The 20,061-nt window shown below is 68.9% G+C and carries 26 protein-coding genes; 11 read left to right on the top strand and 15 right to left on the bottom strand.

Annotated features, from left to right (window positions below; translation table 11 throughout):
• Positions 1-2: 2 nt before the first annotated feature.
• From gpmI to soxY, 12 genes are all read right to left on the bottom strand, one after another.
• Positions 3-1,553: a 2,3-bisphosphoglycerate-independent phosphoglycerate mutase gene (gene gpmI, locus D107_RS0105695; protein ID WP_018880957.1), complete on the bottom strand. Its 1,551-nt coding sequence runs from the start codon at positions 1,551-1,553 to the stop codon at positions 3-5.
• A gap of 102 nt (positions 1,554-1,655) precedes the next feature.
• Positions 1,656-2,843, bottom strand: coding sequence for a twin-arginine translocase subunit TatC (gene tatC, locus D107_RS0105690; RefSeq protein ID WP_018880956.1), 1,188 nt, complete (start codon positions 2,841-2,843; stop codon positions 1,656-1,658).
• Positions 2,840-3,547 carry a Sec-independent protein translocase protein TatB gene (tatB, locus tag D107_RS0105685; RefSeq protein WP_018879249.1) on the bottom strand — a complete coding sequence of 236 codons (708 nt, stop codon included), beginning with the start codon at positions 3,545-3,547 and terminating at the stop codon, positions 2,840-2,842. The genes tatC and tatB overlap by 4 nt, the downstream gene beginning before the upstream one ends.
• A gap of 44 nt (positions 3,548-3,591) precedes the next feature.
• Positions 3,592-3,882 (bottom strand): twin-arginine translocase TatA/TatE family subunit, encoded by a 291-nt coding sequence (gene tatA / locus D107_RS0105680; protein WP_018867646.1) that lies wholly within the window; start codon positions 3,880-3,882, stop codon positions 3,592-3,594.
• Positions 3,883-4,081: 199 nt separating this feature from the next.
• Positions 4,082-4,450: a phosphoribosyl-ATP diphosphatase gene (locus D107_RS0105675; protein ID WP_018867645.1), complete on the bottom strand. Its 369-nt coding sequence runs from the start codon at positions 4,448-4,450 to the stop codon at positions 4,082-4,084.
• Positions 4,447-5,241: an imidazole glycerol phosphate synthase subunit HisF gene (gene hisF / locus D107_RS0105670; RefSeq protein ID WP_018879250.1), complete on the bottom strand. Its 795-nt coding sequence runs from the start codon at positions 5,239-5,241 to the stop codon at positions 4,447-4,449. Before hisF ends, D107_RS0105675 begins: the two co-directional genes overlap by 4 nt.
• A gap of 1 nt (position 5,242) precedes the next feature.
• A complete protein-coding gene (hisA, locus tag D107_RS0105665) occupies positions 5,243-5,971 on the bottom strand; it encodes a 1-(5-phosphoribosyl)-5-[(5-phosphoribosylamino)methylideneamino]imidazole-4-carboxamide isomerase (RefSeq protein WP_018879251.1) in 729 nt (242 codons plus the stop codon).
• A gap of 10 nt (positions 5,972-5,981) precedes the next feature.
• Positions 5,982-6,638 carry an imidazole glycerol phosphate synthase subunit HisH gene (gene hisH / locus D107_RS0105660; RefSeq protein WP_018880955.1) on the bottom strand — a complete coding sequence of 219 codons (657 nt, stop codon included), beginning with the start codon at positions 6,636-6,638 and terminating at the stop codon, positions 5,982-5,984.
• A gap of 23 nt (positions 6,639-6,661) precedes the next feature.
• Positions 6,662-7,255, bottom strand: coding sequence for an imidazoleglycerol-phosphate dehydratase HisB (hisB, locus tag D107_RS0105655; protein WP_018867641.1), 594 nt, complete (start codon positions 7,253-7,255; stop codon positions 6,662-6,664).
• Positions 7,256-7,323: 68 nt separating this feature from the next.
• Positions 7,324-7,704: a hypothetical protein gene (locus D107_RS0105650; RefSeq protein WP_018867640.1), complete on the bottom strand. Its 381-nt coding sequence runs from the start codon at positions 7,702-7,704 to the stop codon at positions 7,324-7,326.
• 128 nt (positions 7,705-7,832) lie between these two features.
• Complete coding sequence (gene soxZ / locus D107_RS13290) at positions 7,833-8,117, bottom strand: thiosulfate oxidation carrier complex protein SoxZ (protein WP_038032872.1); 285 nt, start codon at positions 8,115-8,117, stop codon at positions 7,833-7,835.
• Positions 8,118-8,163: 46 nt separating this feature from the next.
• Positions 8,164-8,634, bottom strand: a complete 471-nt coding sequence (gene soxY / locus D107_RS0105640) for a thiosulfate oxidation carrier protein SoxY (protein WP_018878253.1) — start codon at positions 8,632-8,634, stop codon at positions 8,164-8,166.
• Between the two features lie 339 nt (positions 8,635-8,973).
• Here soxY and D107_RS13645 point away from each other — a divergent pair, with 339 nt between their 5' ends.
• From D107_RS13645 to hslU, 8 genes are all read left to right on the top strand, one after another.
• The gene (locus tag D107_RS13645) at positions 8,974-9,114 is read left to right on the top strand and encodes a lipoprotein (RefSeq protein WP_018867637.1); all 141 of its coding nucleotides are present in this window, start codon (positions 8,974-8,976) and stop codon (positions 9,112-9,114) included.
• A 20-nt stretch (positions 9,115-9,134) separates the two neighbouring features.
• Positions 9,135-10,439 (top strand): diaminopimelate decarboxylase, encoded by a 1,305-nt coding sequence (gene lysA / locus D107_RS0105630; protein WP_018867636.1) that lies wholly within the window; start codon positions 9,135-9,137, stop codon positions 10,437-10,439.
• Positions 10,436-11,110, top strand: a complete 675-nt coding sequence (locus D107_RS0105625) for a trans-aconitate 2-methyltransferase (protein ID WP_018867635.1) — start codon at positions 10,436-10,438, stop codon at positions 11,108-11,110. Before lysA ends, D107_RS0105625 begins: the two co-directional genes overlap by 4 nt.
• Positions 11,110-11,946: a diaminopimelate epimerase gene (gene dapF / locus D107_RS0105620; RefSeq protein ID WP_018867634.1), complete on the top strand. Its 837-nt coding sequence runs from the start codon at positions 11,110-11,112 to the stop codon at positions 11,944-11,946. The genes D107_RS0105625 and dapF overlap by 1 nt, the downstream gene beginning before the upstream one ends.
• Positions 11,943-12,680, top strand: coding sequence for a DUF484 family protein (locus D107_RS0105615; RefSeq protein ID WP_018876778.1), 738 nt, complete (start codon positions 11,943-11,945; stop codon positions 12,678-12,680). The genes dapF and D107_RS0105615 overlap by 4 nt, the downstream gene beginning before the upstream one ends.
• The gene (gene xerC, locus D107_RS0105610; RefSeq protein WP_018880954.1) at positions 12,652-13,590 is read left to right on the top strand and encodes a tyrosine recombinase XerC; all 939 of its coding nucleotides are present in this window, start codon (positions 12,652-12,654) and stop codon (positions 13,588-13,590) included. The genes D107_RS0105615 and xerC overlap by 29 nt, the downstream gene beginning before the upstream one ends.
• Before the next feature lie 91 nt (positions 13,591-13,681).
• On the top strand, positions 13,682-14,224 hold the full coding sequence (hslV, locus tag D107_RS0105605; protein ID WP_018141092.1) for an ATP-dependent protease subunit HslV: 543 nt from the start codon (positions 13,682-13,684) through the stop codon (positions 14,222-14,224).
• 46 nt (positions 14,225-14,270) lie between these two features.
• A complete protein-coding gene (gene hslU / locus D107_RS0105600) occupies positions 14,271-15,605 on the top strand; it encodes an ATP-dependent protease ATPase subunit HslU (RefSeq protein WP_018867631.1) in 1,335 nt (444 codons plus the stop codon).
• A gap of 15 nt (positions 15,606-15,620) precedes the next feature.
• Here the strand turns inward: hslU and D107_RS0105595 are convergent, their stop codons facing one another.
• Positions 15,621-16,532, bottom strand: a complete 912-nt coding sequence (locus tag D107_RS0105595; RefSeq protein ID WP_018879256.1) for a lysophospholipid acyltransferase family protein — start codon at positions 16,530-16,532, stop codon at positions 15,621-15,623.
• Positions 16,507-17,310, bottom strand: coding sequence for a tRNA 2-thiocytidine(32) synthetase TtcA (locus D107_RS0105590; RefSeq protein WP_018879257.1), 804 nt, complete (start codon positions 17,308-17,310; stop codon positions 16,507-16,509). Before D107_RS0105590 ends, D107_RS0105595 begins: the two co-directional genes overlap by 26 nt.
• Before the next feature lie 252 nt (positions 17,311-17,562).
• Here D107_RS0105590 and D107_RS0105585 point away from each other — a divergent pair, with 252 nt between their 5' ends.
• From D107_RS0105585 to dtd, 3 genes are read left to right on the top strand one after another with little or no spacing between them, the layout of a single operon-like run.
• Positions 17,563-17,877: an SAM-dependent DNA methyltransferase gene (locus D107_RS0105585; protein ID WP_018880953.1), complete on the top strand. Its 315-nt coding sequence runs from the start codon at positions 17,563-17,565 to the stop codon at positions 17,875-17,877.
• Positions 17,878-17,932: 55 nt separating this feature from the next.
• A complete protein-coding gene (pip, locus tag D107_RS0105580; RefSeq protein ID WP_018879258.1) occupies positions 17,933-18,919 on the top strand; it encodes a prolyl aminopeptidase in 987 nt (328 codons plus the stop codon).
• Complete coding sequence (gene dtd / locus D107_RS0105575; RefSeq protein WP_018878247.1) at positions 18,916-19,362, top strand: D-aminoacyl-tRNA deacylase; 447 nt, start codon at positions 18,916-18,918, stop codon at positions 19,360-19,362. The genes pip and dtd overlap by 4 nt, the downstream gene beginning before the upstream one ends.
• Before the next feature lie 310 nt (positions 19,363-19,672).
• On the opposite strand, the gene D107_RS0105570 is transcribed toward dtd, so the two are convergent.
• Positions 19,673-19,969, bottom strand: a complete 297-nt coding sequence (locus tag D107_RS0105570) for a hypothetical protein (RefSeq protein WP_017943077.1) — start codon at positions 19,967-19,969, stop codon at positions 19,673-19,675.
• Positions 19,970-20,061 lie beyond the last annotated feature (92 nt).

Here is a 20,061-nt window from a genome sequence, read left to right as displayed (position 1 = left end):
GCTCACGCGGACTCTGGCACTTCCTCGAGCAGCAGGCTCTGGCCACCCATCGCGGCGGGCTTGGGCACCCCCATCAGTTCCAGCACGGTCGGGGCGACATCGGCCAGGCCGCCGCCGGTGCGCAGGCGCCAGCGCTGGGAGTCGGTGATCATGCACATCACCGGGTAGATGGTGTGCTGGGTGTGCGGGGCGCCGGTCACCGGGTCCACGTATTCGTCGCAGTTGCCGTGGTCGGCGGTCACGATCGCGGAGTATTCCAGCTCCCGCGCGGCGTCCAGGACCCGACCGACCTCCTGGTCCAGGGTCTGGACCGCCTGGATCAGCGCCTCGCGCTTGGCGGTGTGTCCGACCATGTCGCCGTTGGCGAAGTTGACCAGAATGAACCCGTAGCGCCCGCTCTGCATCGCCTGGATGGTCTCGTCGGCCACCTCCCGCGCGCTCATCTCCGGCTGCTCGTCGTAGGTATCCACGGACGGCGAGGGGACCATCACCCGCTGTTCGCCGGCGTAGGGTTCTTCCTTGCCGCCGTTGAAGAAGAAGGTCACGTGGGCGTACTTCTCGGTCTCGGCGCAATGGAACTGCGGGATACCGGCGGAGGCGATGGTACTGCCCAGGGTGGTCGACGGGCGCTCCGGGGGGAAGGCGATCGGCGACAGGAAGCGCGGATCGTATTCGGTCAGACAGGTCTCGGACACCGGGTGGAAGTCGCCACGGTCGAAGCCGTCGAAGTCGTCCATGCCCAGGGCGGCGGTGAGCTGGCGCGGGCGGTCGTTGCGGAAGTTGAACAGCACGCAGACCGCGTCCTCGCCCAGCGGGGCGCCGCCGTTGATGATGCGCGGATTGATGAATTCGTCGTCCTCGCCGGCCGCGTAGGCGGCCTCGATGGCCTCGCGGGCGGACCCGACGGGCTCGCCCTCGGCATAGGCGATGGCACGGAAGGCCTTCTCGGTGCGCTTCCAGCGCTTGTCACGGTCCATTGCGTAATAGCGCCCGCAAACCGTGGCGATGGCGCCGCCGGCGTTGGCCAGTTCTTCCTCCAGCGGGTCGAGGTAGTTCAGCGCCGAGCGCGGGGCGGTGTCGCGGCCGTCGGTGATCATGTGCACCATCGGCCGCGCGCCCTCGCGCTGGCAGATCTCGACCAGGGCGCGCAGATGGCGGATGTGCGAGTGCACGCCTCCATCGGAGACCAGGCCGATCAGGTGCAGGGGCAGGTCGTTGTTGGCGGCCGCCCGGGCGGCGCTGACCAGGGCGTCGTTCTCGTAGAAGCTGCCGTCGGCGATGGAGTCGTCGATGCGCACCAGGTCCTGGTTGATCACGGTCCCCGCGCCCAGCGTCAGGTGCCCCACCTCGGAGTTGCCCATCTGCCCGTCCGGCAGCCCGACCGCGCGGCCACAGGCATCCAGCGTGGTGTGCGTATGGGTCGAGAGATACTCGTCGAGACGCGGGGTGTCGGCCTCGGCGTAGGCATTGTTCAGCTTGGAGGGGTTCACGCCGACTCCGTCCATCACGATCAGCAGGACGGGGCGGCGGGGGGTGGAACGCGGATCGGCCATCGCGGGATCATTACCTGGGTCAATGGGTTACCCGGGTATTTTAGCAACTTCCGATGCTTGGCGGGGCGCCGGGCCGCACAAATCGCGGGTGCCCCGGCCGGTTCAGCGATCGCGCTGCGTGTCATCCGCCTCGGTTGAGGCGTCCCCGGGGTCCGAATCGGCGCCGGGCGGGGTGTCGTCGCCCGCCGTGCCGGACACCGCCGGTTGCTCTCCAGAGCCGGCGGGCGTGCCCCCGGAATCGCGGGCGGCCCGCTGGCGGCGCAGTTCAGCCTGCTCTTCCTCGATGCGGTCCAGCTCGGCATCCATTTCGTCATCGGTCAGCGGGGTGTACCCGGTACGCGCGGCCGCCGTGGCACTTTCGCCCGCCCCGGCGGCGGTCCCGGTCGTCCCGGATGCCGTCGCCGCCGAACTCGCCGCGGCCGTCTTGCGCGATCCGCCGCCGCTGCCGCCACCCCGCGGCTTGCCACCACCCGGGCCGTCATCATCCGGGCCGTCGTCGTCGCCCGTGTCCGCGTCACCGCCCGCGCTAGCGCGCCGTTCGGCCTTCTTGCGCTCCATGATCCGCGACAGGATCAGGCCGATCTCGAACAGCAGCCACATCGGCAGCGCCAGCAGGGTCTGCGAGATGATATCCGGCGGGGTGAGCACCATCCCCACCAGGAACACCCCGACGATTACGTAGGGGCGCTTCTGCGCCAGCTTGGCCGGGGTGGTCGCCCCCATGGAGACGAGCAGGATGGTCGCCACCGGCACCTCGAAGGCAATGCCGAAGGCGATGAACAGCATGATGACGAACGACAGGTAGCGCGAGATGTCGGTCATCACCGACACGCCCTCGGGCGCGGTGGCGGTGAAGAACGCGAAGATCAGCGGGAACACCACGAAATAGGCGAACGCCATCCCGAGGTAGAACAGCATGGTGGACGAGGCCACCAGCGGCAGCGCCATGCTCTTTTCGTGGGCGTACAGACCCGGGGCCACGAAGGACCAGACCTGGTACAGCAGGTACGGGATGCTGAGGACCACGGCCAGCAGCAGGGTCAGCTTGAACGGGATCAGGAACGGCGCGGCCACGTCGATCGCGATCATGCTGGTGCCTTCCGGCAGATGCTGCATCAGCGGATCGGCCAGCCAGGTGTAGATCGGATTGGCGAACGGGAACAGGATCAGGAACACCACCAGGATGGCGATGAACATCCTGAGGATGCGGTCCCGCAGCTCGATCAGATGCGTGAGCAGGGTCTCGGTGGCTTCCGGACTCGGCTCGACCCCCGGTTTGGTCTTGCTCATGAGTGCTTGTCAGGGGTCTGGTCGTCGTGAGTGGTGTCGGTCGTCGAGTCCCGCGCCGGGCGCGCGCCCTCGTCCGCGGGATCCGGGGTCCGGCGTTCGCGCACCGCCGGCTTCTTGCGCTCCGGACGCGGCCCGTCGGCCGCCCGTGCCTTCTGCTCGGCGGCCAGCGCCGGGTCGTCGGTCATCAGGTTGCCGTCCAGATCGCCCTGCGTGGGCACACGGCGCACCTCGGCCGGTTCGTCGGCTTCGGCGTCGGTATCCGGCGTTTCATCGTCGCCACCGCGCACCGCCGCGTCGGGGCTGCGCATCGAAGGCTTGTCGCGCACCGCCGGCTTGGCCGGCTTCTTCTCGGCCAGCGCCTTCTGCTCGGAGTCCGAGAGGTGCTTGCCCGTCTTCGGCTGACCCTCGATGTCCTCCCGCAGACCACGCTCGGTGTCCTCGAACTCCTCGCGCAGGCTGGTCTCGGTCTCGTCCATCATGTTCTTGAGCTGGCGGATCTCGCGATCCTGGCTCTTCAGCATCTTGCGCAGCTCGTCGGTCTGCAGCTCCTGCTCGAAATCCGAGCGCACGCTGTGCACGAAACGCCGGGTCTTGCCCACCCAGCGCCCGATCTCGCGCGCAAGCCCGGGCAGCCGCTCCGGCCCGACGACCAGCAGCGCCACCAGCACGATGATGATGATTTCCCAGAAGCCGATATCGAACATGGATTACCGCCGTTCGAGCCGGGCCACCGCGCCGGGCGCGAGGCTCAGGACTTCTTGTCCGATTGCGAGGCGTCGGAATCCTTTTCGCTGCTCTTCTTGACCTCGGCGTCGACCACGCGACCCTTGTCGTCCGTCTGGTCCTCGACCTCGCGCGTCTCGCCGTCTTCGCCTTCCTTCTTCTCTTCGGCGTCGGGGTCCTTGACCGCCTGGCGGAAGTTCTTCATCGCCGAACCGATATCCCCGCCCATGTTGCGCAGCTTCTTGGTGCCGAACAGCAGCACGACAATCAACAGGATGATGAGGAGCTGCCAAATACTGATACCACCGATACCCATGGATTCTGTCTCCGGTAAAACGACTTTGGGGTTAGCCTGAACGGCGCCAGGCCCATAATCAACTGTGCGGCACGCCGGGTCATGTACATGCTCGCGCCCGGATTGCTCTGGCGCGTGGACCCGACACGGTGACCGCAGTGTAGCCGAGCAACATGAACGAACGCTTTACCGGAGCCAGTCAAAGGCCGCCGGGAGATCATCAGTGATCGGAGCGACGTCCACTCGTTTCGCGCGCGGCCTTCTCCGCGACACCCGACAGGCCGAAACGTCGCGCCAGTTCGTCGAGGACATCGTCCGGGTGCCGGCCGCGCGCCGCGAGCACCACCAGGGCATGAAACCACAGGTCGGCCATTTCCGACACCAGGGCGTCGGTGTCGTCATTCTTCGCGGCGATCAGGGTCTCCGCCGATTCCTCGCCCAGTTTCTTCAGCATCTCGTCCAGGCCGCGCGCGTGGAGCTTCGCCACATAGGACTGCTCCGGGTCGGCCTGACGGCGCTGCTCGATGACCTCGGCCAGTGCGGCGAGCACCTCGGCGCCGGCGGGACGGTTGGGCGCGGACTCGGTCATTGCGTGGCCACCTCGGCATCGTTCGGTCGCACCGGCACACCGGCCGCCGCCATCGCGTCCTTGGCCTCACCCACGGTGTGCTGGCCGAAATGAAAGATACTGGCCGCCAGCACGGCGTCGGCATGGCCCTCGGTCACGCCCTCCACCAGGTGCTGGAGCTCACCGACGCCGCCGGAGGCGATCACCGGGATGCCCACCGCATCGCTGACCGCGCGCGTCAGGGCCAGATCGAACCCGATGCGGGTGCCATCTCGGTCCATGCTGGTCAGCAGGATCTCGCCGGCCCCCAGGGACTCCATGCGCTGCGCCCACTCGACCACGTCCAGCCCGGTCTCGCGGCGCCCGCCGTGGGTAAAGACCTCCCAGCGCGGGGGTTCAGTCCCCGTGCTGACCTGCTTGGCGTCGATCGCGACCACGATGCACTGGCTGCCGACCCAGTCGGCGGCCTCGCGCACCAGCTCCGGGCGGTGCACCGCGGCGGTATTGATGGAGACCTTGTCGGCCCCGGCATTCAGCAGGCGGCGGATATCCTCGACCGCGCGCACGCCACCCCCGACCGTCAGCGGGATGAAGACCTCGCGCGCGACCGCCTCGACCACGTGCAGGATGGTCTCGCGGTCGTCGCTGGAGGCGGTGATGTCGAGAAAGGTGATCTCGTCCGCGCCCTGCGCGTTGTAGCGCCGGGCAATCTCCACCGGGTCCCCGGCATCGCGGATGCCGACGAAGTTGACGCCCTTGACCACGCGGCCGGCGTCGACATCCAGGCAGGGGATGATGCGCTTGGCGAGCATCTCAGCTCCCGGCGGCCGCGCGGGCCTCCTCCAGGGTGAAGGCGCCCTCGTACAGGGCCCGGCCGACGATCGCGCCGGTGATGCCGTCTTCCTCGCGCGCCGCCAGATTGCGGATGTCGTCCAGTGAACTGATACCGCCGGAGGCGATCACCGGCACGCGCACGTTGCTCGCCAGGCGGGCGGTGGCCTCCACGTTGGGGCCCTTCATCATCCCGTCGCGGGCGATGTCGGTGTAGACGAAGGCCACGACGCCGTCGGCCTCGAAGTGCTGGGCCAGGTCGATCACGTCGTGGTGCGAGAGCTTGGACCAGCCATCCACCGCGAGCTTGCCGTCCTTGGCGTCCAGCCCGACGATAATGCGACCGGGAAACTCCAGACACAGGTCGTTCACGAAGTGCGGGGCGCTGACCGCCCGGGTGCCGATGATCACGAACTCGACCCCGGCATCGAGGTAGGCCTGTACCGTGTCCTCGTCGCGCACCCCGCCGCCGATCTGGATCGGCAGGTCGGGGAAGGCCTTCGCGATGGCGTGCACCGCCTGGGCATTGCGCGGCTGGCCGGCGAAGGCGCCGTCCAGGTCCACGATGTGCAGGCGTTCGGCCCCGGCGTCCACCCAGCGTCTCGCCATCTCCACCGGGTCCTCGCCGAACACCGTGGAATCGTCCATGTTCCCCTGGCGCAGGCGAACGCACTTGCCTTCCTTCAGATCGATTGCGGGGATGACCAGCATCTTCGACTCCTCACGACGCCCCGGGACCGTCTCCGTCCCAGCGCAGAAAGTTGTGCAGCAGGCGCAGCCCGCAGGCGGCGCTCTTCTCCGGATGGCACTGCATGGTGAACAACGAGCCCCGTGCCAGTGCCGAGGCAAAGGTCTCGCCATAATCGGTGCGCCCGGCCACATCCGCCTCGCGCTCGGGCTGCACCCGGTAGCTGTGGACAAAGTAGAACCAGGGCGTCTCCGGCAGACCGTGCCACAGGGGGTGCTCCCGCGCCGGCAGCACGCGGTTCCAGCCCATGTGGGGGATCTTCAGGCGGCGGCCATCCGCACCCTCCATCGCGGGAAAGCGCGCCACCCGGCCCGGCAGGATGCCCAGCAGGTCGACCCCGCCGCTCTCCTCGCTGGTGTCCATCAGGATCTGCTGGCCCAGGCACAGGCCGAGGAAGGGCCGGTCCGCCGCCAGTTCCGGCAGCAGCCGGTCCAGGCCGCGCCCGGCCAGCGCCTGCATGGCGTCCCCCGCCGCCCCCTGGCCGGGGAACACCAGGCGGTCCGCCTCGCGCAGGGTCTCGGACTCGTCCGTGAGCAGCACACGCTGATCGGCCGCGGCCTCGTGCTCCAGCGCACGCACGACCGAGTGCAGATTGCCCATGCCGTAATCGATGACGGCAACAGTTTCCATGGCCGGGTCTCGTCCCTTGTCCGTTACAGGGTTCCCTTGGTGGACGGCATCATGCCCGCCGAGCGCGGATCCATTTCCGCCGCCACGCGCAGTGCACGTCCGAAGGCCTTGAAGATGGTCTCGGCGACATGGTGGGCATTGTCACCACGCAGACAGTCGATATGCAGGGTCATCCAGCCGTGGTTGACCAGGCCCTGGAAGAACTCGTGGAACAGGTCGACATCGAATTCGCCGATGTGCGAGCGGCGGAAGTCGGCGTGCATCTCCAGCCCTGGGCGCCCGGAAAAGTCGATCACCACGCGCGACAGGGCCTCGTCCAGCGGGACGTAGGCATGGCCGTAGCGGCGGATGCCCTTCTTGTCGCCCAGCGCCTGCGCCAGCGCCTGGCCCAGGGTGATGCCGATGTCCTCCACCGTGTGGTGGGCGTCGATATGCAGATCGCCCTCGGCGCGCACGTCGAGATCGACCAGGCCGTGGCGGGCAACCTGATCCAGCATGTGATCGAGGAACGGGATGCCTGTCTCGAGGTGGCTCTGCCCGGTGCCGTCGAGGTTCAGCTCGATGGCGATACGGGTCTCCAGGGTGTCGCGGCGGACGGATGCGGTGCGTTCAGTCATGTTCCGGTTCAGGCACGGTAAAACGCCAGTGTAGCAAGGCTGGCCCGCGCCCGGTATGACCGCGGGTCTTATCCGCGCGACCCCAGCTTCGGGCCGACCAGCAAGGCCTCGGGGACGGCCTCCTGGATGGCGCAGGGCAGTTCGCTGCAGATCCCCGGCCGCGCGCTCAGCGAGACCCACAGCGTGTTCAGCTTCAGGTTCAGCTCGACGAACGCGATATCGGCCCCGTAGCCATGGAGGACCCGCTCGATGGCCAGCGCCCGGGCGTGGATCTCGGCGCGCGGGCGCTGGCGCAGACCGGGGATCAGCATCATGAAGTCCGCCAGCCGACGGCCTTCGGCGTCGCGCCGCGGCAGGCGCTGCCACAGGGGCTGGTGGGGTTCGAGGAGCAGGGCCGGGCGCAGCGCGGGTTCAGCATCCGGGTTTCGCGGCGGGGAATGGGGTGGCATGGCTCGTCGCTCGGCATGGGCCTGTCTGGAGTGTAGGCCAGAAAGGCCGGGGTGCGACGAACCCAACCCGGACACAAAAAAAGCCGGGGCAAGCCCCGGCTTTGATTCAAGAGCATGAATGCTCCTGATTACCGCACTTCGACCTCGGTCGAGTCGGATTCACCCTGGTTGTCCGTCCAGGAGATGGACACAGTGTCGCCAGAGGCGCCGTCGATCTCGGTCTGCAGGAACGGGTTGCGGGAGACGGTGTAGTTCCAGTTGGCGGTGACGACGGTGGTGCCGTTACGCGCAATTTCCACAGTCTCGATGAAGTGCGGGCCACCGTCATCGTCGGGGACCAGCATGTCGTGGCTCATCAGCGCACGGATATTGATAACGCCGTTGCTTTCCTGGGCGCGAACTCGAATAGACATATCTTAAACCTCCAGTAGTGTTCGGATCAGCGGTTCGGGGTCGGCGTTAGCCGCCGCAGCCACCAACCGTGACCTTCACTTCTTGAACCGTCTTGTACCAGGTGTCGCCGGACTTCACGGCGGCGATCACGTTGGAGGACTCGCCCATGCGGATACGGCCGGAGACGTTCGCATGCGCGCCATCACCCAGGACGTAGTGGGCGGTCAGCGGCTGGTTGTTCAGCTCGACGAACACGGCCATTTCGGTCACGTTGTCCAGGCTGGACTCGACGGACACCGGGACCACGGCGCCGTTCTCGGCGATTTCCGGGGCGCTCAGGGTCACGTCACCATCAGCCACGTCGCTGGAACCGGTGACGGCTTCCATGGCGGCTTCCAGACCTTCGGCGGCGAAGGCCTCGGACGGCCAGGCGGCAAGCAGCTTGCTCGGGGCGAGCAGACCGGCCCCGACGGCGACACCGACAGTACCGGCGGCGAGAGTGCCTTTCAGGAAGACACGGCGCTTGGTGCTAATCATGGATGATCTCCTCTCATCTTGTGGGTCAGTTCCGGATAATCCGGGACGTCCTGGCGGTGAGCCGCCTCGACGCCTGTTGCTTTGGACGGCGACCTGCAGGGGTCTATTCCCTGCGGACCGGGATCCGCCCCCTGACCAGCTTCAGTGGTCTTTTTGCTGGTCTCGCAGATGCATCGTCCCAAACCTCGCTGAATCATTGATGAACGAATCATCGCGATTCGCAATCGGGTGAATTTCGTCGGGTTGCGAGGGCCTGCCAAGCCCCTTGGCATCTGAAGCCAGCGGCGTATCAATGGCACACTATCGCCTTTCCATGCAACGTAGACCCCGGACCCGACCATGTTTTCCTGCAAGGCCCAATGGCTGTTGATCGCCGTGATCGTCGTACTCGGCACGATGCAGATGCTCGCCTCCTGCGGCCAGAAGGGCGATCTCTACCTGCCCGATGACGAGGAAGCCGAGGAGCACAACCCGCAATGATCCCGCTGAAGGACCACTAGATGGACTATTTCGACTACCACGGCGACACGCTGTTCTGTGAGGGTGTGGCCCTGGACGGCCTGGCCGAACTGGTCGGCACCCCGGCCTACGTGTATTCCCGTGCCACGCTGGAGCGCCACTATCGCGCGTTCAGCGAGGCGCTGATCGGGACCCCGCACCAGGTCTGCTTCGCGGTGAAGGCGAACTCCGCGCTGGGGGTGCTGAACGTGCTCGCGCGCCTGGGCGCCGGCTTCGACATCGTCTCCGGCGGCGAACTGGAACGCGTGCTGCGCGCCGGCGGCGACCCGGCGAAGATCGTGTTCTCCGGCGTCGGCAAGACCGCCGCCGAGATGCGCCGCGCGCTGGAGGTCGGCATCCACTGTTTCAACGTCGAGTCCGCGCCGGAGCTGGAGCGGCTGGAGACGGTCGCGGCAGAGCTCGGCATTCAGGCCCCGGTGTCGATCCGGGTGAACCCGGACGTCGATGCCGAGACCCACCCCTACATCGCCACCGGGCTGCGCGAGAACAAGTTCGGTGTGGCGATCGAGGAGGCGCCGGCGCTGTATGCCCGGGTGCGTGACAGCCAGCACCTGGCGGCCACCGGCGTCGACTTCCACATCGGCTCGCAGCTGACCCGCATTGATCCGTTCACCGATGCCCTCAAGCGTGTGCTGGCGCTGGTGGATCAGCTGGCCGAGGACGGCATCACACTCGAACACATCGATGTCGGCGGTGGCCTGGGCGTGCGCTACCGCGACGAGACGCCGCCGGAGCCCGATGTCTGGGCCAGCGCCCTGCGCGAGGTGCTGGGCGAACGAAGCCTGAAGGTGCTGCTGGAGCCGGGCCGCGCCATCGCGGCGAACGCCGGCGTGTTCCTGACCCGGGTGGAATACCTGAAGCACACCGAGGCGCATGACTTCGCGATCGTCGACGGCGCGATGAACGACCTGCTGCGCCCGGCGCTGTACGGCGCCTGGCAGGAGATCGTGCCGGTGGTACAGCGCGACGACACGGCGACGCGGACCTACGACATCGTCGGCCCGGTCTGCGAGACCGGCGACTTCCTCGGCCGCGAGCGCGAACTGGCGCTGGCCGCCGGTGACCTGCTCGCGGTGCGCTCTGCCGGGGCCTACGGCTATGTGATGGCCGGCAATTACAACTCGCGGCCGCGCCCGCCGGAGGTGATGGTCGACGGCGACCACTTCCAGATCATCAACCGCCGCGAGCAGGTGGATCACCTGATGATGCGCGAGAGCATGCTGCCCCAGGATTCTGAAGACGTGGACCCGGATGACACGGACCCGCCCGGGAGCGTGGCCCCGTGATCCCGCGCCAGCCCGAACCGGAGCTGATGCTGGAGCCTGCGCAGGCACGCGCCTACGCCGAGGCCGACTTCGCCGCCCCGCACGAGGGCTTCGTGGATGCCTTCGCCGAGGTCTTCCCGGGCCCGGTGACCGGGCCGGTGCTGGATCTCGGCTGTGGCCCGGGTGACGTCTCGCTGCGCTTCGCCGCGCGCTACCCCGACTGCGAGGTGGACGGCCTCGACGGCGCGCCCGCGATGCTGGCCGCCGGCGACGCCCTGATGGCCGGTCACCCGGCCGCGCGGCGGGTTCATCTGGCCGAGGGCTGCCTGCCCGAGGCCCGCGGCCCGCGCGCCCCGTATGCCACGATCATCAGCAACTCCCTGCTGCATCACCTGCACGACCCCGCGGTGCTGTGGCAGGCGATCCGCCGCGACGGGGCACCGGGGGCAGCGGTATTCGTGATGGACCTGCGCCGCCCGGACTCGACCGAGTCCGTCCAGGCCCTGGTCGCGCAGTACGCAGCCGATGACCCGGACGTCCTGCGGCGCGACTTCCAGCACTCCCTGCACGCCGCCTTCACGCCCGAGGAGGTGCGCGCGCAGCTGGCCGCCGCCGGCCTCGACGGTTTTACCGTCCACGTCACGTCGGACCGCCACATGATCATTTTCGGTCACCTGCCGGGGCACCGCTGATGCGTCTCGAATTCACCAAGATGCACGGGCTGGGCAACGATTTCGTGGTGATCGATGGCATCCGCCAGTCGGTCCGGCTGGACGCATCGACGCTGCGCCATCTCGCGGATCGCCACTTCGGCATCGGCTGCGACCAGGTGCTGCTGGTGGAGGCGCCGAGCGATCCGGCGCAGGCACTGTTCCGCTACCGCATCTTCAATGCCGACGGCTCCGAGGTGGAGCAGTGCGGCAACGGGGCGCGCTGCTTCGCCCGCTTCGTGCGCGAGCAGGGCCTGACCGAGGCCCGCGAGATCCCGGTCGAGACCCTGGGCGGGCGCATCGTGCTGCATGTCGAGGACGACGAGCGGGTGCGCGTGGACATGGGCCGACCCGAGTTCGCGCCGGCGCGCATCCCGCTGGTCGCCGAGGCCGAAGCCGACGCCTACACCCTGGACGTGCAGGGCCACTCGATCACCCTCGGCGCGGTGTCCATGGGCAACCCCCATGCGGTGATCCTGGTCGACGACGTCGCGCGCGCCCCGGTGGCCGAGATCGGCCCGATCATCGAACGCCACGAGAGCTTCCCGCGGCGCGTGAACGTCGGCTTCGCCGCGCTGCGCGACCGCGGCCATGTCGACCTGCGGGTATTCGAGCGCGGGGTCGGCGAGACGCTGGCCTGTGGCAGTGGCGCGGCCGCCGCGATGGCCGTGCTGCGCCGCCGCGGACTGGTCGACGATGACGTCGAGGTGGCCCTGCCGGGCGGGACCCTTGTGCTAAGCTGGGACGGACAGGCCGAGGCACCGGTTTGGCTGACCGGGCCGGCCACCACGGTATTCAACGGCTGGATCGATCTATGACTGGGCAATCCTCCAACGCCTCTGCTGCAGAGACCGCGAAGACCCGCTCGCCGAAAAAGAACCCGCAAGCCCCGATCGGCGCCGCCGACGTCGAGGCCTACCTGCGCGAGCACCCGGATTTCTTCCAGGACCACCTGCCGCTGCTGGACATCCTGCGCATCCCCCATCCATCCGGCGGGGCCGTCTCGCTGCTGGAGCGCCAGGTCGCGCTGCTGCGCGAGAAGCACCGCGCGATGGAGCAGCACATGGGCGAGCTGGTCGAGCGCGCCCGCGACAACGAACGCATGGGCCAGCACCTGCACGAACTGGCCAAGACCCTGATGCGCGCCGAAAACCTGGACGCCGTGCTGGCCCTGACCCAGGACGCCCTGCGCAACGAGCTGGGCGCGGAGCGCGTCAGCATCCGCCTGGCGCATCGCAAGGTCGACGACCTGCATGCGCTGGACAAGGGTGAGCTGGGCACCTTCGACCCGCTGTTCAGCCGCGGCAAGGCCCAGTGTGGCCGGGTCCCCGCCGAGATGCTGGATGTACTGTTCGACGATGCCGAGGAGATCGGATCCGCGATCCTGATGCCCCTGGGCGATGATGCCGACCGGATCGGCGTGCTCGGCCTGGCGAGCGAATCCGCGAACCGCTTCCAGCCCGACATGGGCACCTATTTCGTGACCCACATCGGCGACCTGCTGGCCGAGTCGATCCGCTGCCATGTCGAGCGGACCCACGCCGCGGCCTGACCCGGCAACCGGGGACGCGCCCGCGCAGGATGCGGATATCACGGCGTTTCTGGGCCACCTGAGCGACGTTCGCGGCCATTCGCCGCATACCGTCAAGGCCTATCGACGCGACCTGACGCGCCTGCGCAGCCTGCATCACGGCCCCTGGGAGGCGCTCAGGCCGGCCGACATGCGCCGCATCGCCGGGCAACTGGCGCGCCAGGGCCATCACCCGCGCTCCATTCAGCGCTTCCTGTCCGCTGCACGCGGCTTCTTTGCCTACCAGGTGGAACAGCGGCGCATGCCCGCCAACCCGGCGTCCGGCATGCGCGGCCCCCGGGCCGGGCGCGCCCTGCCGCGCGATCTCGATGTCGACCAGACACAGCAGGCCCTGGCTCCGGCCGAGGGCCCGGACCCGACGCTGGCCGCCCGCGACCAGGCGATGCTGGAGCTGCTGTATTCCTCCGGGCTGCGCCTGTCGGAGCTGACCGGGCTGGATCTGACCGATCTCGACCTGGACGCGGGACTGGTGCGGGTGCTCGGCAAGGGCCGGCGCGAGCGCAGCGTGCCGGTGGGGCGCAAGGCGCGCGAGGCCCTGCGCACCTGGTTGCGGCACCGGGGGGACTGGGCAGCGCCGGACGAGCGGGCGGTCTTCGTCAGCCGTCGCGGCCCGCGCATCGGCAACCGCGCGGTGCAGCGCCGCGTCGCCGAGGCGGGACGCCGCGCCGGGCTGGACGTGCGCCTGCACCCGCACCGGCTGCGCCATGCGTTCGCCAGCCATCTGCTGGAATCCAGCGGCGACCTGCGGGCCATCCAGGAACTTCTGGGCCACGCCAACCTTGAAACCACCCAGATCTATACCCATCTCGACTATCAGCATCTGGCACAGGTGTATGATGCCGCCCATCCGCGGGCCCGCCGGAGAGATTGATCCGGCCGCGATCGCACCCGCCGGGTGAACGATCCCGGGTCGCCGCGACCCAACACCGTGCCCCCGATACACAGCCGGACAGGAGAACCCCGTGGAACAGTTTCGCGGCACCACCATCGTTTGCGTCCGCAAGGACGGCGCCGTCACCCTCGGGGGCGACGGCCAGGTATCCCTTGGCAACACCGTGATGAAGGGCAACGCGCGCAAGGTGCGCCGGGTCTATCACGACCGCATCCTGGCCGGGTTTGCCGGCGGCACCGCCGATGCCTTCACCCTGTTCGAGCGCTTCGAGGGCATGCTGGAGAAGCACTCCGGCAATATCACCCGGGCTGCGGTGGAGCTGGCGAAGGACTGGCGCACCGACCGCGCCCTGCGCAAGCTGGAGGCCCTGCTGGCCGTGTCCGACCGCGAGAACTCGTTCGTGATCTCGGGGAACGGCGACGTGATCGAGCCGGAGAACGCACTGATCGCGATCGGTTCCGGCGGGCCCTACGCCCAGGCCTCCGCCCAGGCCCTGCTGCAGAACACCGACCTGTCGGCGCGCGAGATCGTGGAGAAGTCCCTGAACATCGCCGCCGACATCTGCGTATACACCAACCACAACATCACCCTGGAGAGCCTGGACGCGGAGTAACGCGCCAGGCCCCGGACGACCCGATCCGACCAAGGCCCCTTTTGCCATGACCGACATGACCCCCCGCGAGATCGTCCAGGAACTGGACCGCTACATCATCGGCCAGGACGAGGCCAAGCGCTCCGTCGCCATTGCCCTGCGCAACCGCTGGCGCCGCCGCCAGCTGCCGCCAGAGCTGCAGCCCGAGGTCACACCGAAGAACATCCTGATGATCGGCCCGACCGGTGTCGGCAAGACCGAGATCGCCCGGCGCCTGGCCAAGCTGGCCCGCGCGCCGTTCATCAAGATCGAGGCGACCAAGTTCACCGAGGTCGGCTATGTCGGCCGCGATGTCGAATCGATCATCCGCGACCTGGCCGAGGCCGCGGTCAAGCAGCTGCGCGACGAGGCCATCAAGGAAAACCGCGTCAAGGCCGAGGACGCCGCCGAGGAACGCATCCTCGACGCCCTGCTGCCGCGCCCGCGCAATGCCGGCTTCACCGAGTCCGAGCCGGAGGACGCCGGCAGCGAGACCCGGCAGAAGCTGCGCAAGCGCCTGCGCGAAGGCGACATGGACGAGCGCGAGATCGACATCGAGGTCTCGCAGAACCCGCAGGGTGTGGAGATCATGACACCGCCGGGCATGGAGGAGATGGCCAGTCAGCTGCAGTCGATGTTCCAGAACCTCGGCGGTCAGAAGACCCGCTCGCGGCGGCTCAAGATCGCCGAGGCCCGCAAGCTGCTCATCGAGGAGGAGGCCGCGCGCCTGATCAACGAGGAAGACCTGAAGGAGCGCGCCATCGAGCGGGTGGAGCAAAGCGGCATCGTGTTCCTCGACGAGATCGACAAGGTCGCCAAGGGCAGCGAGAAATCGAGCGGCGGCGAGGTCTCGCGCGAGGGCGTGCAGCGCGACCTGCTGCCGCTGATCGAGGGCACCACCGTGTCCACCAAGCTGGGCATGGTGCGCACCGACCACATCCTGTTCATTGCCTCCGGCGCCTTCCACCTGTCGAAGCCCTCCGACCTGGTGCCGGAGCTGCAGGGGCGGCTGCCCATTCGGGTGGAGCTGGATGCGCTGTCGGCGGACGCCTTCGTGCGCATCCTGACCGAACCCACCGCCTCGCTGACCGAGCAGTACACCGAGCTGATGAAGACCGAAGGCGTGGAGCTGCGCTTCGAGGCGGACGGGGTGCGCCGCCTGGCCGAGATCGCCCATGACGTGAACGCGCGCACCGAGAACATCGGCGCCCGCCGCCTGCACACCGTGCTCGAACGCCTGCTGCAGGACGTCGCCTACCGCGCCCCGGACGTGGACGGCGCCGTGATCGTGGACCGCGAATTCGTCGATCAGCGCCTGGGGGATCTGGTCGAGGACGAGGACCTGTCCCGCTACATCCTCTGACGCCGCGCCGCGCCGTTACTCGGGCGCCCCCGGGCGGTAGGGATCCGGCCAGCCCTCGGGCGGCGGGTGGAAGCGCTTGTAGGCCCAGTTGTACTGTTCGGGGCAGCGCCGCACCAGCGTCTCCACATGGGCGTTGATCGCCGCGGCCGCGCGGGTGAAGTCGCGGTCGGCCACCTCCGGCCCGGCCTCGACCTCGTGATAGCGAAAGCCCCGGCCCCCGGGCAGGCGCTCGGCAAACAGGAAGACCACGTGATCCCCGCGCCCGCGCAGCAGGCGCGGGAGCAGGGTCATGGTCAGGGCCGGGCGGCCGAAGAACGGGGCGTGCTGCCCCGAGGCGCCCTTGGGACTCTGGTCCGGCAGGATGCCGATAATCGCGCCGCGATCGCGGGCCTGCTGGAGGATACGCAGGCCGCTGCGATCGGCCGGGGCCAGCTCGGCGCCGGTGGAGGCCCGGGCCTCGCGCACCCAGCGATCGATCTCCGGCGTCTTGAACGGGCTGTACAGGGTGGCCATGGGCCCGTGGCGGGCGGCGTGCAGACCGGCGAACTCCCAGGATCCGAGATGCGGGGCGCACAGGAACAGGGCACGGCCGGCGGCACGGTCGCGCAGGCGCGCGTAGTGCGGCGGCTGGACCGCCAGCGCCTCCAGCGTCTCCGGGCGTGCCTGCCACAGCCAGGGGGACTCGGTCAGGGCACGGCCCATGCCCATCAGGGAACGCCGTCCGACGCGCCGGCGCCAGGCCGGGTCCTTGTCCGGAAAGCACAGCGCCAGGTTGATTCGGGTGATGCGCGCCGAGCGGGTCGGCAGGTACCAGACCAGCGCCCCCACCAGGCCGCCCAGGGCGTGGTTGACCCGCAGCGGGAGGCGCGCGAGCAGACGCAGGCCACCCCCGATCAGGCGATCACGCAGATGCCGACGTCGGGCCATGTTCGGGGGCTTCGGGTTCGATGGTCGCGGATGGCGGCTCGCGCGGGGGAATGCCGCCTTCGGTCATCAGCGGCTTGAGGGTCGTGCGCAGGTTGCGGAACAAGCGCGGGTGCTGCGCCTCCTCCTGCGCCAGGAGCTGTTTCATGTGCTCGCGCTGGGTGGGCATCGCGAAGCAGGCGGGGCAGTTGTCGAGGATCACCGGCAGCCCGGCGGCCTCGGCAAAGTCCCGCGTCTGGCGCTCGCGTACGTAGACCAGCGGGCGGATCACCCGCAGGTCGCCTGCATCGATCGCGTAGTGGGCCTTCATGGTGCGCAACTGGCCGCCGTGGAACGCGCTCATCATGAAGCTCTCGGCGAGATCGTCCAGATGCTGGCCCAGCGCCAGCACGTTGTAGCCGTGTTCCCGCGCGGTGCGATACATCAGGCCGCGCTTCATGCGCGAGCAGAAGGAACAGAACGAGTCGTTGTCCATGTGCGCGTCGGCCAGCTCGGCGATCGGCTCGGACACGAAGTGATAGGGAATGCCGTAGGCGGCGAGGTAGTCCAGCAGGCGCTGCGGCTCGAAGCCCTCGATCTCCGGATTGATGGTGACCGCGCCGACCTCGAAGTGCACCGGCGCCCGGCGTGCGAGGTTGTGCAGCAGCCACAGCAGGGTCAGGGAATCCTTGCCGCCGGACAGGCCGACGAGGATGCGATCGCCCTCGCGCACCATGTCGAAGTCGGCGATGGCGCGGCCGGCGAGGCGGCGAATCGAGGCGGGAACGGCGGGTGTCTCCATGGGGCCGCAACATAGGCCGCCGCCGCCCGGCACGCAAGCACCGGCATGCCAATCCGGGGAGAGGGCACGCCAGGCTTTGGGGCGCAGCGGGCCGCGCATGCACCGTGGCCGGGCAAGCGTTGCGCCGCCAGGGTGCGGGATCGCGGTGCGGGATCGCGGCGACCGGGGCGCACGCTGGGCCTGCGCGGCGGGTCCCGCCGTGGCATTGGGTTTGCATGAGCTCGGGAACACCCATGTCCACCGGGGACCCCCATGCACGACCGCAAGAGCCTCAGCCTGGCCGCCGAACTGCGGCGGAACATGCGGGCCGAATTCCCCGCAGTGGCCCGGCTGTCGGCCGGTGACCCGGACTTCATGGAGACCATTCTGGATTATGCGGCGCGCTCGCAGTCGAGCCTGGTGCAGGCCGCGGCGCTGACCCTGCGCAGCCAGCTCGAAGGGTCGGGGTATCTGCACGCGCCGCGGCGTGAGCCGCCCGCCGGGACCGACGCGGCGCCATCCGCAGGGGGCCGGCCCACCCACAAACGCCGGGTCTACCGCGGGCGGGTGATCGACGACCCGGAGTAGTCTTTCGCCCGCGGGACTTTTTGGCGACACTCGGGGTTTTGGCCGGAGACCCCTGATGGACGCACTGTACCCCGAGATCGAACCCCACGGGATGGGCCGCCTGGCGGTCGGCGACGGCCACGAACTCTACTTCGAGGAGTGCGGCAATCCCGACGGGATCCCGGTGGTATTCCTGCATGGCGGACCGGGCTCGGGCTGCGAGGGCTGGCACCGGCGCTTCTACGACCCGGAACGCTACCGGATCGTGCTGTTCGACCAGCGGGGCTGCGGGCGCTCGACCCCGCATGCCGGTCTGGAGGCGAACACCACCTGGCACGTGGTCGCGGACATCGAGCGCCTGCGCGAGCACCTGGGGATCCAGCGCTGGGTGGTATTCGGGGGGTCCTGGGGCTCCACCCTCGGCCTGGCCTACGCCGAGACGCATCCGGAGCGGGTGCTGGGCCTGGTGCTGCGCGGGATCTTCCTGTGCCGGCCGCAGGATATCCAGTGGTTCTACCAGTCCGGGGCCGACCGTCTGTTCCCCGAGGCCTGGGCCGAGTACGAGGCTCAGATCCCCGAGACCGAGCGCGACGATATGGTGGGCGCCTACTACCGGCGGCTTACCTCGCCGGAACGCCCGGTGCGCGAGGCCGCGGCCCGGGCCTGGTCGGGCTGGGAGGGGCGTACATCCTGTCTGGTGCCGAACCCCGATGTCATTGCCCACTTCGAGGACCCGGACGTCGCGGTCAGCCTCGCGCGGCTGGAGTGCCACTATTTCAAACACGACACCTTCCTCGAGCCGGACCAGCTGCTGCGCGACGCCGGGCGGCTGACGGGGATCCCCGGGACGCTGGTGCACGGGCGCTATGACGTGGTCTGTCCGGTCAACCAGGCGGTGGCGCTGCACCGGGCCTGGCCACAGGCGCAGCTGGACATCGTGCCGGATGCGGGCCATTCGGCCGCCGAGCCCGGGATCCTGCGCCGCCTGGTGGCCGCGACCGACCGGCTGGCCGCCGACCTGGCGGGGCAGGTGGAGCCCGGGACCGGGGGAGCGCGCGCGTGATCGCGGTGATCCAGCGCGTCACCGAGGGCCGGGTCGCGATCGACGGGGAGGCGGTCGGGACTATCGGGCCGGGGTTGCTCGCGCTGGTCGCGGTGGAGCCGAACGACACCGAGGCGGGCGCGGAGCGCATGCTGGACCGGTTGCTGGGCTACCGGGTCTTCGCCGACGCCGAGGGGCGGATGAACCGGAGCCTGACCGAGACCGGGGGCGGGCTGCTGCTGGTGCCGCAGTTCACCCTCGCGGCCGACACCCGCAAGGGGATGCGCCCGAGCTTCTCGGGATCCGCCACCCCGGAACACGGGGCGGCACTGTTCGACTATCTGGTGCGGCGGGCCGGGGAACGCCACGCACCGGTTGCCAGTGGTCGCTTCGGCGCGGACATGCAGGTGAGCCTGACCAACGACGGGCCGGTCACCTTCTGGCTGGAGGCCCGTGGCCAGTAACCCGCGACGCGACGGGCGACGGAACCAGAGGGCAAGGGCGGGTTGCACCACGAAGTGCACGAAGGCACGAAGAAGGGCGATAGCACCACAGAGGGCCCAGAGGACACAGAGAAGGTCCCGGCTCGCGTGCTGCGGATGCCGTGGCCGCGCCGGCGGCCCGACGAAGGGATTCGCTCCAAGCCCCTCCGTACTTTCTCCGTGTCCTCTGTGTGCTCTGTGGTGACCAAAATGGTTTGCGGGGCCGGAAACGAAGAAACCCGGCACAGGGCCGGGTCTCCAGGGACAGCGCAGGGTTCGCTGCGGGCGCGGCTCAGGCCGCGCGGCGCAGGAACGGACGCTGGCCGGACTGGACCGCGCGGCGGATGAAGTCGGCACGGCCGGCCTCGCGCTGGTTCAGGTTGTCGGCGCACTGCGACGGCTCGTAGGCGGCAGCGGAGAGCATCACTTCCAGCTCGCACAGGTCGACCTTCGGCTGGGTCAGTTCGTCCGGGGTGGTGTTCAGCTTGCGGCCCACTTCCCAGAACATGCGCGGGTTCCAGAGCTTGGTCTGGATGCGCGGGGACTGGAACAGGGTGACGCAGCGGTTGTTGAGCTCTTGCTGATCCATGAGGGACTCCTGTGACAGATTGTTCAAGCGCGCCCGAATCTAGCCGACCCGGGGCGCGAATACAAGCGTTTCCTGATGGAACAAGCGGTTTG

It is taken from the genome of Thioalkalivibrio sp. ALE30 (genome assembly GCF_000377465.1).
GTDB lineage: Bacteria > Pseudomonadota > Gammaproteobacteria > Ectothiorhodospirales > Ectothiorhodospiraceae > Thioalkalivibrio.
The sequence above is the reverse complement of the archived record's forward strand: the minus strand, read 5'-3'. Positions and strand labels throughout refer to the sequence as shown.